This window comes from Siphonobacter sp. (genome assembly GCF_048595215.1).
GTDB lineage: Bacteria > Bacteroidota > Bacteroidia > Cytophagales > Spirosomataceae > Siphonobacter.
The window spans coordinates 23,968-38,441 of sequence record NZ_JBMDWJ010000010.1 but is presented as its reverse complement, the minus strand read 5'-3'; the positions used below and the strand labels follow the sequence as shown (position 1 = coordinate 38,441).

The following is a 14,474-nucleotide window of genomic DNA, read 5'->3' as shown; positions in this document are numbered from 1 at the left end:
TCATTTTTATGGGTTGTTAAAATGATTGGTTATCGACGGTTTTTTCTAGTTTTATTCAGTATCCTAAGTGGAGCATTTTTCGAGCTTTCTGCTCAGTCGCTGCGAGTAGTAAACCTGCGGTGCGAGTACCGAACGGAACCCCTGGGCGTTCAGAGCAAGCATCCGGCCCTGAGCTGGCAATTGTTAGCCGATACCCGGAATGTCCGGCAGGGAGCGTATCAGATTCTGGTAGCCGACTCGGAAGAGGCCTTAAGCCGCGAGCAGGGTACGTATTGGGACTCGGGAAAAATTGCGTCTGATTCGTCCCTTCAAATTATCTATCGGGGAAAACCCTTAGCCTCCACCCGAACGTATTACTGGAAAGTAAAAGTCTGGGACACCCAAAAGCACTCGTCCGAATGGTCGGCCCCGGCTTCCTGGCACATGGGCTTGCTCACGCCCGCCGATTGGAAGGAGAGTCAATGGATCGCGTACGAAAAACTGGCCGATTCGCTGGTAAATCCGCTGCCCTGGGATGATGTGAAGGATAAAGTGACGGGAAGCAACGTTCTGCCGCTGTTTCGGAAAGCCTTCGTCCTGCGGAAACCCCTTCGAAAAGCAACAGCCTACGTTTGTGGACTGGGCCATTTTGAAATGAGCCTGAACGGAAAAAAGGTAAGCGATCACTTCCTCGATCCGGGCTGGACCAAATACGACCGGGAAGCCCAGTACGTAACTTTCGACGTGACCAATCAGTTGCAAAAAGGTGAAAACGTCATTGGCGTCATGCTAGGCAATGGCTTTTACTACGTGCCGCCCGTAAAAGGCCGTTTCCGAAAACTTAAAGTACAGTTCGGGTATCCCAAGCTCATCGCTCGGCTGCAACTGGCGTATGCGGATGGTTCGACGGAAGATATTGTTACGAATGATTCCTGGAAAACGGCACCATCCCCCCTTACGTTTTCCAGCATATACGGCGGGGAAAATTACGACGCCCGCCTCGAGCAAGTCGGTTGGGATAGTGCCGGTTTCAACGATGCATCCTGGAAGAAACCGTTACGCGTAACGGGTTCGCCCGTACTCACGTTCCAACTACAGGAGCCGCTGAAAGTAGCCGACGTATTCACGGCGAAATCGGTGACGAAAACGAAAACGGGTGAGTGGTTATACGACTTCGGACAGAACTTCTCCGGAATTATTTATCTGAAAGTCCGGGGCAATAAAGGCGATACCGTACGAATGTATCCGGCTGAATTACTGAAAGACGGCCTCATTACCCAGCGAACGACGGGCGGACCGTATTACTTTGAATATATTCTGAAAGGACAGGGCGTCGAAACCTGGCAGCCGCGGTTTTCATACTACGGCTTCCGGTATGTACAGGTGCGAGGCGGCGTACCCACGAAGCAAAACAACCCGGATCGGCAACCCGAAATTCTGGAGCTACGGGGCTTGCATACGCGAAACGTGGCCCCGAATACGGGCACGTTTGTAAGTTCGAATCCGCTCTTCAATCAAACCCATACGCTGATCGATTGGGCCATCAAGAGTAATATGGCGAGTGTATTTACGGACTGCCCACACCGCGAAAAACTCGGCTGGCTGGAGCAGGTACACCTTATGGGCGGCTCGGTTCGGTATCCGTATGACATTGCGTTGTTGCTGAAAAAGTCCATTCAGGATATGAAAGCCTCGCAGCTGGCGAACGGACTGATTCCGGAAATCGCCCCGGAATACGTGGAATTTCATTGGGGTGACGGCATTTTCCGCGATTCGCCGGAGTGGGGGAGCAGTGCCATTATGGCTCCCTGGTATATGTATCAGTGGTACGGTGAGAAAAGCGAACTGGCGGCGAGTTACCCGATGATGCAACGCTATATCCAATATTTAGGGACGAAAGCGAAAAATCATATTCTCTCGCAGGGCTTAGGTGACTGGTACGACCTGGGCCCCAAACCGCCGGGCACTTCGCAGCTGACGCCCATGGGCGTAACGGGTACGGCGATGTACTATTACGACCTGACGGTTCTTCAGCAAATCGCTACGTTGCTGAACAAACCAGAGGATGCAGCAGCGTATCAGGCTCTGGCCGGAACAGTGAAAAAGGCGTTCAACGATACCTTCCTCAACCCGAAAACCAAACAATACGCCACCAATAGTCAAACAGCCAATGCCATGGCGGTGTACATGAAACTGGTGGAAGAAGTGGATAAACCAGCTGTGATTGAACACCTTATCCAGGATATAAAACGCCGGAAAAATAGTTTGACTGCTGGTGATATTGGCTACCGCTACCTGCTTCGGGTACTGGAAGATGCGGGCCGCTCGGATGTGATTTTCGATATGAACAGCCGCAGCGACGTGCCGGGCTATGGCTATCAGCTGGCGAAAGGAGCGACGGCTCTGACGGAATCCTGGGAGGCCTTGCCCACGTCGTCGAACAACCATTTTATGCTGGGCCATTTGATGGAATGGCTCTACGCCGGACTGGCGGGAATCAAGCAGGAAGCATCGTCGGTTGCCTTCAAACAAATCGTCATCGAACCGCAACCTGTCGGCGATGTAACGCAGGCCAAAGCGACCTATCAGTCTCCGTACGGCTTGATCGTTAGTGACTGGAAAAAGTCCGGAAATACGTTTGAGCTAACCGTGGAAATTCCGGCGAATACGACGGCTACGGTAGTACTTCCAGTGGCTGAAACGGACGTAATTACTGAAAATAATCGACCAATCAAGGAAGCGAAAGAAGTGAAGATGATGAATCCAGAATCTGGAAAAATAAAAATCTCTATAGGGTCCGGAAACTACCAATTTCGGGTAACTCGTACGAATGGAAATTAATTATGATGTACCGGAAATAGAAAAAGAGAAGTTAGTAGGTACGCATTTTTTATACATCTCCACAAAAGGCTGAGGTTCATTTTATTAAAATTTCTTATAAAAAGAACAAATAGTTAAGATAAGTTAAAATTAATCACTTTGCTTGCCCAGCTTTATTAAACCTGAAAAATGAATTTATATTTGGACGTGATTAACTGTCCATAAATGAAGTATTTTTTTACTTTTATTAGTTGTATTTTTTATTGCATTGGCCTGAATGCTCAGGCTTTTACCTATACTTCCGATGGGCAAAAAATAAGTACTGAGCAATCTTTTTTTAATGAAAAACGCACCAAAGAATCTTCAGTAACGGACTATATTTCTATTTACCAGCAACATATCAGTGCGATTAGAGGACATCAGTGTCCCATGTATCCTAGCTGTTCTAATTACGGGATAAAAGTATTTCAGGAAACGTCATTTGTGAATGCCTTTCTATTAACTTCTGATCGCTTACTGAGGTGTGGACATGACCGCGATCATTACGGACTAACATTGAGTAAAACTGGATTTAAATACATCGATTATCCGGCGTATGATACGATTCCCAGGAATCTGGAGTATACTGCTAACCGTTATTTCTACGCTTATACCAGTATAAGTCAACCGGATTCCAGTCTGCGATTAATCAGAAATTTATTAAATAATGAATACTATCAGGAAGCTCTTTTAGAAATGGTACGCCTAGAGAATAGTGCCAAGAATGTTGGAAATGAACTGTTTATCAATAAGATTATCTGTTTAAACGCTTTAGGGCACTACGAGAAGGCTATTTTTGAGTACGAAACGAAAGCTTCCGACCGCCTTAAAAAAGATCCTGAACTGATCTACCAGATTGCTCTTGTTCAGGATAAGCTTTCAAATTATACGCAGACGCTTACGCTGATCACGGAAGGATTAACGCAATGTCAGCATTGTCGTGCAGAACCTAAGTTTCTGGCTCTGCGAGCGTTAGTATACGCTAAACAATACAACTGGCAGGCTTCTGCTCAGACGTACCGACTTCTTTCTTCGTTCGATTCAGACGTAGTAAATTCGAAATCAGCCCTTAAAACGCTTGCCGATGCGGAGAAGATTCAGTATCGCAGTCCTGCTTTATCGGGAGCTTTATCCATTATTCCAGGGGCTGGATACTGGTATGCGGGCCACAAACAAACGGCAGTCGCTTCGTTCCTTATCAATGGACTTTTAACGTTTGCTACGTATTCTAATATAAAGAAAGAAAATTACGGAATGGCTGCTCTAACCGGAGTGTTTAATTTAAGTTTTTACCTCGGAAACATCACGGGAGCAGTCAAGAGTGCCAGACGATTTAATGAAAAAAGGAAAGAAACTATCGTTCGAAAACTTCAATATAATTCTCACCTATAATCTGTCCTCCATGATTCAGTCAATCTACCAATCCACTTACGTAAAGTACGTTGCTTTACTGTTAGTAATTTGCTGTACCTGCATGTCTTTTCGAATGCGTGGTAATGCCGAAGTAGTATTGTCAGCGGGAACGCCCATTCCGATGGAAACGATGTCTCTGATTCGATCCGACCAGGTTATTCCCGGACAGGTCATTGACTTTCGGGTTAAATACGACGTTAAAGTAGAGGATCAAGTCGTCATTCCGGCCGGATCTATTGCAAAGGGTCAAGTGATGCGGGCTCAAAAAGCAAAGGGTTTAGGAAAAGAAGGATTTGTTGAAATTCAGATTAAATCCGTGCAGGCGGTTGATCAACAGGAAGTTTTTTTAACGGGTGGTAATTTGTACCAGGAAGGAGAAGATAAACAAACCCTGGCGATTGTACTGGGCATCGTGGTTTGTATCTTATTTTTAACGATGAAAGGTAAGAATGCCGAAGTTCCCGCTGGTTTTGAATTTAACGCTCATGTAGCAACGAATATGACGATTGTTGCCAAGTAATAAATCGTCTACATTATAAAGAAAAATAGCTCGTCACAAGCGAGCTATTTTTCTTTATAAACACTAAGAATATGCTAGTAAGTAATCTAAAGAAAACTTTGTGGACCTTATGCAGGAAAACACTTTTTACAAAACGTCAATTGAATGACCAGCGGTAATTTCATACAATCTTTAGAAAAAATGATAGAGAGTATCAGGCGGCTGTACCCATAGATTTGTAACGTTCAAAGAAGGAACTGCACAAAACAGGTCTATTGCCCATGATTCGTTCGCCGCTGATTCTAGTATATTCTCTTTTCGCTTCTCTTACTTTTGCCCAGAAAACCAGTATTTCCGTAACGGAAACGCAGCAGTTCTACGACGAAGTCAAAACGGTCCACAAGCACGCCCAGGTTTCCCCCCGACAAACGGAGTCGTTCAATAAAGACTGGACGTTCGTCCTTGCGGATGTACCGCAGGCCAGGGAAATTAGTTTCCATCACCCCCAAAGCCAGTCCGTCACCCTGCCCCACGATTGGAGTATCGGTGGGCAGTTTAGTAAAGATCACCTGACTACTACGCAGGGCGGAGCCTTACCGACGGGCATCGGCTGGTACCGGAAAACGTTTACCGTGCCCGTTACGGCTCAGGGAAAACGCGTGTCCATCGAATTCGACGGCGTACACCGCAACAGCGAAGTCTGGATTAACGGGCACTCGCTAGGCATTCGACCGAGTGGTTACAGCTCCTTTCAGTACGACTTGACGCCACATTTGAAATTCGGTACCGAACCCAACGTCATCGCCGTTCGCGTTGACAACTCCGTTCAGCCGAATTCCCGTTGGTACACGGGTTCCGGGATTTACCGTAATGTTCGGTTGGTTATTACGTCACCCATGCACATCCGTCCTTGGGGTGTGTTCGTAACGACGCCGAACGTGACCGTTCAGCAGGCCCAGGTGCAGGTACAGACGCAGGTATCGGGTGGCGACCGGCTGATACAAACCATTTTGGACGCGACGGGGAAAGTAATTGCTACCCAACAGGCTAAAAATGTTCAGAAACCCATCCAGCTAACCTTTTCCAAGCCGACCTGCTGGTCCATCGAAAACCCGTATCTGTACACCTTGCGGACGCAGTTGTACCAGAACAATCAACTGGTGGATCAGGTGGAAACGCCTTTTGGGGTGCGGTCTTTCCGTTTCGATGCCAGCAAAGGCTTTTATCTGAATGATCAGCCGATGAAGATCCTGGGCGTATGCCTGCACCACGATCTCGGAGCTCTCGGAGCGGCCGTTCACGGGCGGGCCATGGAGCGGCAACTGGAACTGCTGAAAGCCATGGGCTGCAACGCCATCCGTACCTCGCACAATCCGCCGGCTCCAGAGTTTCTGGATTTGTGTGACCGGATGGGTTTTCTGGTGATGGATGAAGCGTTTGATATGTGGAAGAAGAAAAAGTCCGCGAAAGATTATTCCATGTTCTGGGATCAGGAACATCGCCGGGATCTGGAAGATCTGGTAAAACGTGACCGTAACCACCCCTCCATTATCCTTTGGAGCATTGGCAATGAGATTCGGGAACAATTTGACTCCACGGGTACTACGATTGCGAAAGAGCTGGTACAGATCGTTAAAAGCCTGGATACCAGCCGTCCGGTAACGTCGGCCTTGACGGAAAATATTCCTGAGAAAAACTTCATTTATCAGTCGAAAGCCCTCGATATCTTGGGCTTTAATTACAAGCACGAAGCCTACGCCGATCTACCCAAAACCTTTCCTAATCAGCTTTTCCTGCCTTCCGAAACCGTTTCAGGCCTGCAAACCCGTGGCGACTATATCATGCCCTCAGACTCCCTGCAACTGTGGCCCCGCAGCGGCCGATCGAAACTGGTGGAGGGCAATATTGACTTTACGGCTTCGGCCTACGATAACGTGTTCGCGTACTGGGGTTCCACCCACGAAGACGTCTGGAAAGTCATCAAAAAATATCCGCATCTGGCGGGGTGTTTCGTCTGGTCGGGTTTCGATTTTCTGGGCGAACCGCACCCGTATCCCTGGCCCGCCCGCAGCTCGTACTATGGCATTATTGATCTGGCGGGCTTTCCGAAAGATGTGTACTACATGTATCAGTCGGAATGGACTAATACGCCGATGTTACACCTGTTTCCGCACTGGAACTGGGAGAAAAACCAGACCGTGGACGTCTGGGCCTACTATAATCAGGCCGACGAAGTGGAACTGTTCCTGAACGGAAAATCACTCGGTACCCAAAAGAAAACGGACGAACGCCTGCACGTGCAATGGCGGGTGAAGTACGAACCCGGAACTCTGAAAGCCGTTTCCCGAAAAAACGGACAAACGGTTCTGACCAAAGAAATCAATACCGCTGGAAAAGCCGCCCGGATCGAACTGGTGGCCGATCGGAAAGAGCTGGCCGCTGACGGAAAAGATTTGTCCTTCGTAACCGTTCGAATCCTGGATGAACAGGGAAATCTGGTACCGAATGCCGGGCATCTGGTGCACTTCGACCTCGAAGGCGAAGGAACGATTGCGGGCGTTGATAATGGGTTCCCGGCCAGCACCGAACCCTTCCAGGCCTCGTACCACCGGGCGTACAATGGCCTGTGTCTGGCGATCATTCGCACCCATGAAAAAGCAGGGACCATTCGGCTGAAAGCTTCCGCGGAAGGCTTGAAGGGATCAGAAGTCGTGTTGCAGGCAAAAGAATAATACCGTTCTTTTCCAAAGAATAAAACTTAAAATCCGTCTTTCCCCTAAAGCGTTCGGGCCTTTAGAAAAAGGAGAAGGTTTTGGGTTGATACCGTAATTTACTTGTATGAGGCTTATCCGTTTTCCGAAATTACTCTTCACTATATGCTGGCTTCTTAGTACGGCAGGTTTTCCCCAGTCGGGTAGCGGGTTGACGCAACTCGTGCCGAATCCGCCTTCATCGGCCAAACCCTGGGTATTCTGGTACTGGATGCAGGCGGGCGTTTCGAAAGCGGGCATCACCGCCGATCTGGAAGCCATGCAGGCGGCGGGGATCGGGGGGGCGTACCTGATGCCGATTCAGGGAGCGAAAAATCCGCCCGTGTACACGCCCGTAGCCGAACAACTCACGCCGCACTGGTGGGATCTGGTACGCCACGCCATGCAGGAAGCCAAGCGGCTAAAACTGGAGATGGGCATGCACGTCAGCGATGGTTTTGCTCTGGCCGGAGGACCCTGGATTACGCCGGAATTATCGATGCAGAAAGTGGTATACGCCACAACGCAGGTGCAGGGGAATCAGCCATTTTCGGGCGTGTTGCCGCAACCGCCCACGCAGGAGAACTACTACAAAGACATTGCCGTATTCGCCATTCCCGCACCACCTACGATTCCTTCCCAACCAGTCATAACTTCCAGTCAAGCCGGGAATCTTCCGCAGTTTTTGATTGATCCCACCAACAAGCAGGCCTTCCGAAGCGATACCGTCTGCTGGATTCAGTACGCGTATGAACAGCCCGTTACGGTTCGGTCACTACTGGTGCGAACGCCCGGCAACAACGTACAGGCCCATCGGCTGAAAATCGAAGCGAGTAACGATGGTAAAACCTTTCGGCCCGTGACGCAGCTACAGCCGCCCCGGCATGGCTGGCAGGATACCGACGCGGATGTAACCCACGCCATTCCGGCCACTACGGCCCGGTACTTTCGGTTCATCTACGACAAAAAAGGCTCGGAACCAGGGGCCGAAGATCTGGACGCGGCGAAGTGGAAACCTACCCTAAAGCTTACCGGATTGGAATTGTCCGCCGAACCCAAAATTCATCAGTACGAAGGAAAATCGGCTCTGGTCTGGCGGGTGAGTCCGCGTTCGACCGAACAGCAGCTTCCCCGGGAATTATGCGTTCCGCTGAATAAAATCATTAACCTGACGAGTAAACTCAAGGCCGATGGCCGACTGGACTGGCAGGCTCCCGCCGGTACCTGGACGATCATCCGGATGGGCCATACCTCCACCGGACACACCAACGCTACCGCCGGAGCTGGCAAGGGACTGGAATGTGACAAATTCAACCCACAGGCCATTACGCTGCAATTCAATCGCTGGTTTGGCGAGGCCCAGCGGCAGATTGGGCCGAGTAAGGACGTGTTGAAAGTACTGCACGTGGATAGCTGGGAATGCGGGAGTCAGAACTGGTCAGTCACATTTCCGGCCGAATTTAAAAAACGCCGGGGCTACGATATGCTGCCGTACCTGCCCGTGCTGGCGGGGATTCCGCTGGTATCGGCTGAAACGTCCGAACAGGTACTATACGACTTGCGGCGAACGGTAGCGGAACTGGTCGTGGATAAGTTCTATACTACCCTGGCCGGACTGGCGAAACAGCACGGGGTACAATTTTCGGCGGAAAGCGTGGCTCCAACGATGACAAGCGATGGACTGGCTCATTACCGGAAAGTCGATATTCCGATGGGCGAATTCTGGCTGAATAGTCCCACGCACGATAAACCCAACGACATGCTCGACGCCACGTCGGCGGCTCACATTTACGGCAAAAATATCGTACAGGCCGAGGGATTTACCACCGTTCGCATGGACTGGTCGGAGCACCCCGGCATGCTTAAAACCTTGCAGGATCGAAATTATGCCCTGGGAATCAATAAACTGGTCTATCACGTTTTCTCGCACAATCCCTGGCTGGACCGCAGGCCTGGTATGACGCTCGACGGCGTAGGACTGTACTTTCAACGCGATCAAACCTGGTGGAAACCCGGTCGGGCCTGGGTGGAGTACGCCCGGCGTTGCCAGACCTTACTGCAACTGGGAAAACCCGTGGCGGATATCGCCGTGTTTACGGGCGACGACTTGCCCCGGCGTTCGGTACTGCCCGACCGACTGATAAACACCTTGCCGGGTATTTTCGGCAACGAGCGGGTGCAGAGCGAGGCCCGGCGACTAGCGAATGCGGGCGAACCCTTACGCGTCAAACCCCTGGGTGTATCGCATTCGGCCAACATGGCGGATCCCGAACACTGGGTCGACCCCCTGCGGGGTTATACCTACGACTCGTTCAGTACCGATGCGTTGACCCGACTGGCTACCGTAAGCGATTCCAGCGTACGTTTTGCTCCGGGAACGGCGTATCGGATTGTGGTCGTTCCTGGCCGGCATCCACTGAACGTAAATCAGCCTTTCGTGACGCCCGAAACGGCCAGCAAGCTGGTTGCTCTGGTGAAAGCCGGAGCCACGGTGTTGATCGAAGATCAGGCTTTGTTTGCCGCCGGAAAAGGACCGAAGGAGGTTAGCAATGAATTATGGGAAGGGCGTTTTGAAATGGAAAACGGACTGGTCGCCAAGACATTAGGCAAAGGCCGGGTGATTCAATTGCCTTATGAACTGGAATCTTTCGCATCGCTGGGAATTGAACGGGATGTAGCGTTCACAGAAACGAACGGTTCGTATGCACAAGACCTCGCCTGGACGCACCGCCGAAATGCTGATATGGATCTGTATTTTATTGGAAATCAGCAGGAAAAAGTACGGGAAATTACGGCTTCTTTTCGTATAAGGGGTAAACAGCCGGAACTGTACAATGCCGTCACCGACGAACTTATGAACACCGATCAGTGGCGAATGCACTCCAACCGGACGGAGGTAACGCTTCGTCTGGAACCCAACGCTTCGGTATTCGTCATTTTCCGGAAACCGACGAAGCAAAACGAAGGTACGGGTCAGGTAGCAAAGGAACCGCAACGCGTACAAACCCTGTCACAACCCTGGCAGGTACAGTTTGATCCGGCGTTCGGCGGTCCCGTCCAGCCTCAAATCTTTACAACACTTAGCGATTGGAGCCAGCATACCGACGCGTCCATTCGGTACTATTCGGGGACGGCTACGTATACGCAAACCTTTCAGTGGTCAGATCAAAAAGGTCGCTACTGGCTGGATTTGGGGAAAGTAGCCAATATGGCTGAGGTGAAGCTTAATGGTCAGTCCTGCGGAGTAGCCTGGACGTTTCCGTATCGCGTTGAACTCACGCAGTACCTCAAAGCCGGGGAAAATCAACTGCAAATCGAGGTGAGTAATACCTGGGCGAATCGGCTCATCGGTGACCATCGATTGCCCGAAAAACAACGCATCACCCATACCACCGCTCCGTACCGACTGGAAGGCAGACCGTTGCTGGAGGCGGGCTTGCGGGGACCGGTACAGATTATCACTCGGTAGGGATTGTCTGAAACGTTTACTATGGTAGATCAGTGACTGATTTAGCAACGTTTCTTCGTGAGGCTTTTGCTTACTTCGTGCTAAAAGTTAAACGTTACGGACAAAGTCAAATTTTCGAAGCGGTTCCCATTGCTTGCCCGTGTGTTGCAACAGCCAGAGGGCATCTAAAGGCATGCGAGCGGAAAAGGATTCCTGCTCAAAATAGGGCCAGGCCTGTTCAAACTGCCTGCGACTCAGGTCCCGGTACGCAATGGTCAGGTGCGGTGTGAATACGGGGTGGATGGGTGGCAGGGCTACTTGCAGGGTTTCCCGCACAAACGCATCGAGTATGATATACTGTTGCTCCATGCGTTCCGTCTTTTCAACGGCTACGTAAATCACGTGGCCCCGATTCGTGGAAAAATACCCAAAATCAGTCAGCTGAATAGTTTCGGCCTGAAAGCTTCCCAGAAAAGATTCCAGTTGTTCTTCCAATACCGAGCTAGATACGTTTTCGGGCAAAGTAAATGGACTTACATAGGTAATGTGCGGCAGTACCCGCAAACCCCGAACACTGCCATAGTGCTCGGCTACGTAGCGTTTGTAGGCCCAGATGGGTTCGGCGATAGATTCGGGTGGGAGAGCGGCAATGAGATAACGGGTCATGGCTGAGGAATGTAGGCAAGAAAAAGTATGCCCGGAATAAATGAAAAGACAGGTTAAAAAATCTTAAAGAATACGTCAAACATACGTAGGATATTTAATTTGCTTCGTACGCAGTGCGAAGTCTTCAAAAAGAGCAAAAGTACCAGGTTGGGCCGTAAGTGAAAGAATAGACCAAGGTTTTTAGACTGCCGGATTACAGGTTTAACCAAAGGATATCTGGCCGTATAAACGTACTTGATTCGTTAATTCTCAATACCTTTTAAACCCTAAAACGATGAAATACCTTTTTTGCTTAGGACTTACTTTTCTGGTGACAGCCGTGTATGGACAAATGCCTAAAGAGGTTGCTGGAAACGCGATTAACCCATCGATTGCAGTAGTTCCGGATACGGTATTTCGGGTAATTCATCTGGATCAATCCGCAAAACTAAAAAATCAGAATCTGGCTGTTTTTGTAAATGATCAATTTGCGGGAAATATTCCCGTTGCAGGTATACCGCCTCAACAAATAGAAAGTTTAACGGTTGAGCACAAGAAAATACAGGTAAAGGGAATCGATTATGAGCATCAGCTGTACATCAAGACTAAAAGTACGTACAAGCCTAATCTTATTTCGTTAAGTGATTTGAAAGCCAAATACACCGATCTAAGCGATAAGTCGGCTATTTTTAGTATAGATGGAGAAGTTTGTACTTCTGATTACTCGGAATACTTTATTGACGAGAGTAATCTGCTTCGAATCATTATTGATCATATTTCAGACAAAAAAGAAAAGACAAATCTGGTTCTAATTAAAATATTAAGTAAAAATCCAGAAAATATTAAAAAAGTAAATGAGATACGAATCAGGGGCGAAGAAGCTCGCTCTCGTTAATTGTGGGAACGGATTAAAATCCGTTCTTAGGAGGTGGCCGAGCCTACGACTCTGTATCCGTCAGGAGTTAAACATCAAAGAGTCGTAGGTTCGACCCGTTTAGTAAGGTTGGGTTTTTAACCCAACCCCCTCAGCCTAAAGCATAAATCAAGCCAAAATTAAATGTACCTTGCTGTATCAGAAAGCGAAAACCTTCGATCGGTATGAAAAGTACTGCACCTGCCAGCGTGGATGAATACATCGCCGGTTTTCCCGACGACGTTCAGACGATTCTCCAGCGAATTCGTGCGGTAGTGAAAAAAGCGGCTCCGGAAGCCGAAGAAACGATCAAATACGCCATTCCTACGTTTAGGCTGCAGGGTAACCTCGTGCATTTTGCGGCCTACAAACATCACATCGGCTTTTATCCGACACCTTCGGGTATTAGTACCTTCGAAGCCGAACTCGCTCCGTACAAAAAAGCGAAAGGTTCTGCCCAGTTTCCCCTTACACAACCCATTCCCTACGAGCTGATTGAGAAAATGGTAGTTTTCCGAATGCAGGAAAATCGGGCAAAATCAAAAAGGTAAGATTGCATAAAGCCGCTATAGGCGAATAAAATGATTGATAACGAGTGAATCGTCGTTGCCTACCTAGTACTAACTTATTTCCCTATTCTTCATGAAACGAATCTTACTAGGCTTGATTGCCTCATTTGCTTTCGCCTGTCAGCCAGATGCTGAAAAAAAGAAGATGCCTGAAAACGAAACCATTGCTCGGCAGGTATACGAACGTTTCAACGCCCATGACTGGGAAGGGATGGCGGCTCTCTACAGCGATTCTACCGAATTCAAAGATCCGGCCTTTGGTACAAAAGCCGTGATGCAATCCCGAAAGCAAATCGTTGAAAAGTACGCCGCCATGCACAAAGAAACGCCGGATATTCACGATGAAATTACGGGCGTGTACCCTTCCGGTGACAAGCGGGTGATTGTCGAGTTTGTATCGTCCGGCTCTATGCCCGATGGTAATAAATGGGAGTTACCCATTTGCACCGTTTTTACGATTGAAAAGGGGAAAATTACCAAAGATTATACGTATTATGATCAGGAATAAGAAGACGTTTCATAAAACGATAGAACTCTAATACGTTTAACGACAAGCGGAGTAAAAGCTTTTATTTGCTCAGTTTAACGGTCGGAATCTTCAGGCTAATCATCTCATTGATAAACGCTACCCGGTCGTCTTTCAAGCGATTCAGGAACGTAGTAATCTCGTTTTCATACGCCCGTTTGGAGTACGCACAAACCAGAACACCCGGCTGATCTGGCTTAATTTCAACCCGTTGGTACCGATAGACATTGAATTCGACCGTACTCAACTCGTTTCCTTGGCTTTCACTGAGAATAAAATCAACGATAAATTCTTTTCCGTCAGGACTTTCGCTGACTACGTAATTACACGTTGGGTCCGTCTTTTTGCGATTTTCTAATTCCTTTACTTTCTGACTTACCGCTGCTTTTACTTCAACGTTTTTATCAAGCAGATAATACGTGATCATCTGGTTAAATTTTTCCGGGATTTCGCCCGCGGGCAGGTATTCCTGAATGTAATAAAAGTCGTTTGGCTTAGCGGTCCAGGCCAATTTGAATTGGGTTTGATTGAAGGTAAACGGGCCTTTAATCCCGATTCTCTCAATGGGATCACTACTGAAACTGCTGAATACTAAAACAATGAAGGCTAAACAAAAAAGTCGGGAAAGCATGCGTATATAGTTAGCGTGCCTGTAAAAGTACACATTCGTTTTTAGGAATGACTTCCGGTGATTATTTAGGCATTCGTTTATTGCCAGCAAAGTGACACTCTTACGGCAGACAATCGTTTCGTAACAATCCGTTACGCTCAAAAAAGCTTTTGTTAGCCGTTGAATAGCGTAGCTCTTCCGACTTTATAATCCCCACGCTCTTTCAGATTTGTAATCCGAAAGCAACCTGCTCCGAATGTACC

General features: G+C 48.6%; 10 protein-coding genes. 8 read left to right on the top strand and 2 right to left on the bottom strand.

Translation table 11 applies throughout. The annotated features are described in order from the left end of the window. The first annotated feature begins 21 nt into the window (after positions 1-21). From ACOJTG_RS00700 to ACOJTG_RS00680, 5 genes are all read left to right on the top strand, one after another. On the top strand, positions 22-2,820 hold the full coding sequence (locus tag ACOJTG_RS00700) for a family 78 glycoside hydrolase catalytic domain (protein WP_420152039.1): 2,799 nt from the start codon (positions 22-24) through the stop codon (positions 2,818-2,820). Between the two features lie 204 nt (positions 2,821-3,024). Beyond that, positions 3,025-4,230 (top strand): membrane protein insertion efficiency factor YidD, encoded by a 1,206-nt coding sequence (gene yidD, locus ACOJTG_RS00695; RefSeq protein WP_420152038.1) that lies wholly within the window; start codon positions 3,025-3,027, stop codon positions 4,228-4,230. 82 nt (positions 4,231-4,312) lie between these two features. Further along, the gene (locus tag ACOJTG_RS00690) at positions 4,313-4,771 is read left to right on the top strand and encodes a hypothetical protein (protein ID WP_420152037.1); all 459 of its coding nucleotides are present in this window, start codon (positions 4,313-4,315) and stop codon (positions 4,769-4,771) included. A 260-nt stretch (positions 4,772-5,031) separates the two neighbouring features. Beyond that, complete coding sequence (locus ACOJTG_RS00685) at positions 5,032-7,482, top strand: glycoside hydrolase family 2 TIM barrel-domain containing protein (RefSeq protein ID WP_420152036.1); 2,451 nt, start codon at positions 5,032-5,034, stop codon at positions 7,480-7,482. Positions 7,483-7,588: 106 nt separating this feature from the next. Beyond that, positions 7,589-10,969, top strand: a complete 3,381-nt coding sequence (locus ACOJTG_RS00680; RefSeq protein WP_420152035.1) for a glycosyl hydrolase — start codon at positions 7,589-7,591, stop codon at positions 10,967-10,969. 87 nt (positions 10,970-11,056) lie between these two features. Here the strand turns inward: ACOJTG_RS00680 and ACOJTG_RS00675 are convergent, their stop codons facing one another. Further along, a complete protein-coding gene (locus tag ACOJTG_RS00675) occupies positions 11,057-11,614 on the bottom strand; it encodes a 2'-5' RNA ligase family protein (RefSeq protein ID WP_420152034.1) in 558 nt (185 codons plus the stop codon). 274 nt (positions 11,615-11,888) lie between these two features. On the opposite strand from ACOJTG_RS00675, the gene ACOJTG_RS00670 reads away from it, so the two are divergent. The 3 genes from ACOJTG_RS00670 to ACOJTG_RS00660 all read left to right on the top strand — a co-directional run bounded on the left by ACOJTG_RS00670 (position 11,889) and on the right by ACOJTG_RS00660 (position 13,583). Then, positions 11,889-12,488, top strand: coding sequence for a hypothetical protein (locus tag ACOJTG_RS00670; protein ID WP_420152033.1), 600 nt, complete (start codon positions 11,889-11,891; stop codon positions 12,486-12,488). Positions 12,489-12,691: 203 nt separating this feature from the next. Then, positions 12,692-13,057, top strand: a complete 366-nt coding sequence (locus ACOJTG_RS00665; RefSeq protein WP_420152032.1) for an iron chaperone — start codon at positions 12,692-12,694, stop codon at positions 13,055-13,057. 91 nt (positions 13,058-13,148) lie between these two features. Then, on the top strand, positions 13,149-13,583 hold the full coding sequence (locus ACOJTG_RS00660) for a nuclear transport factor 2 family protein (RefSeq protein ID WP_420152031.1): 435 nt from the start codon (positions 13,149-13,151) through the stop codon (positions 13,581-13,583). A gap of 61 nt (positions 13,584-13,644) precedes the next feature. Here the strand turns inward: ACOJTG_RS00660 and ACOJTG_RS00655 are convergent, their stop codons facing one another. Beyond that, entirely contained in the window at positions 13,645-14,112 is a 468-nt protein-coding gene (locus tag ACOJTG_RS00655) for a hypothetical protein (protein WP_420152030.1), read from the bottom strand. Positions 14,113-14,474: the final 362 nt, after the last annotated feature.

Bases quoted from the DNA above. Each gene is read 5' to 3' on its own strand.
- ACOJTG_RS00680 (WP_420152035.1), top strand. From the start codon at position 7,589: ATGAGGCTTATCCGTTTTCCGAAATTACTCTTCACTATATGCTGGCTT.
- ACOJTG_RS00660 (WP_420152031.1), top strand. From the start codon at position 13,149: ATGAAACGAATCTTACTAGGCTTGATTGCCTCATTTGCTTTCGCCTGT.
- ACOJTG_RS00665 (WP_420152032.1), top strand. From the start codon at position 12,692: ATGAAAAGTACTGCACCTGCCAGCGTGGATGAATACATCGCCGGTTTT.
- ACOJTG_RS00685 (WP_420152036.1), top strand. From the start codon at position 5,032: ATGATTCGTTCGCCGCTGATTCTAGTATATTCTCTTTTCGCTTCTCTT.
- ACOJTG_RS00675 (WP_420152034.1), bottom strand. From the start codon at position 11,614: ATGACCCGTTATCTCATTGCCGCTCTCCCACCCGAATCTATCGCCGAA.
- ACOJTG_RS00670 (WP_420152033.1), top strand. From the start codon at position 11,889: ATGAAATACCTTTTTTGCTTAGGACTTACTTTTCTGGTGACAGCCGTG.
- yidD (WP_420152038.1), top strand. From the start codon at position 3,025: ATGAAGTATTTTTTTACTTTTATTAGTTGTATTTTTTATTGCATTGGC.
- ACOJTG_RS00690 (WP_420152037.1), top strand. From the start codon at position 4,313: ATGTCTTTTCGAATGCGTGGTAATGCCGAAGTAGTATTGTCAGCGGGA.
- ACOJTG_RS00700 (WP_420152039.1), top strand. From the start codon at position 22: ATGATTGGTTATCGACGGTTTTTTCTAGTTTTATTCAGTATCCTAAGT.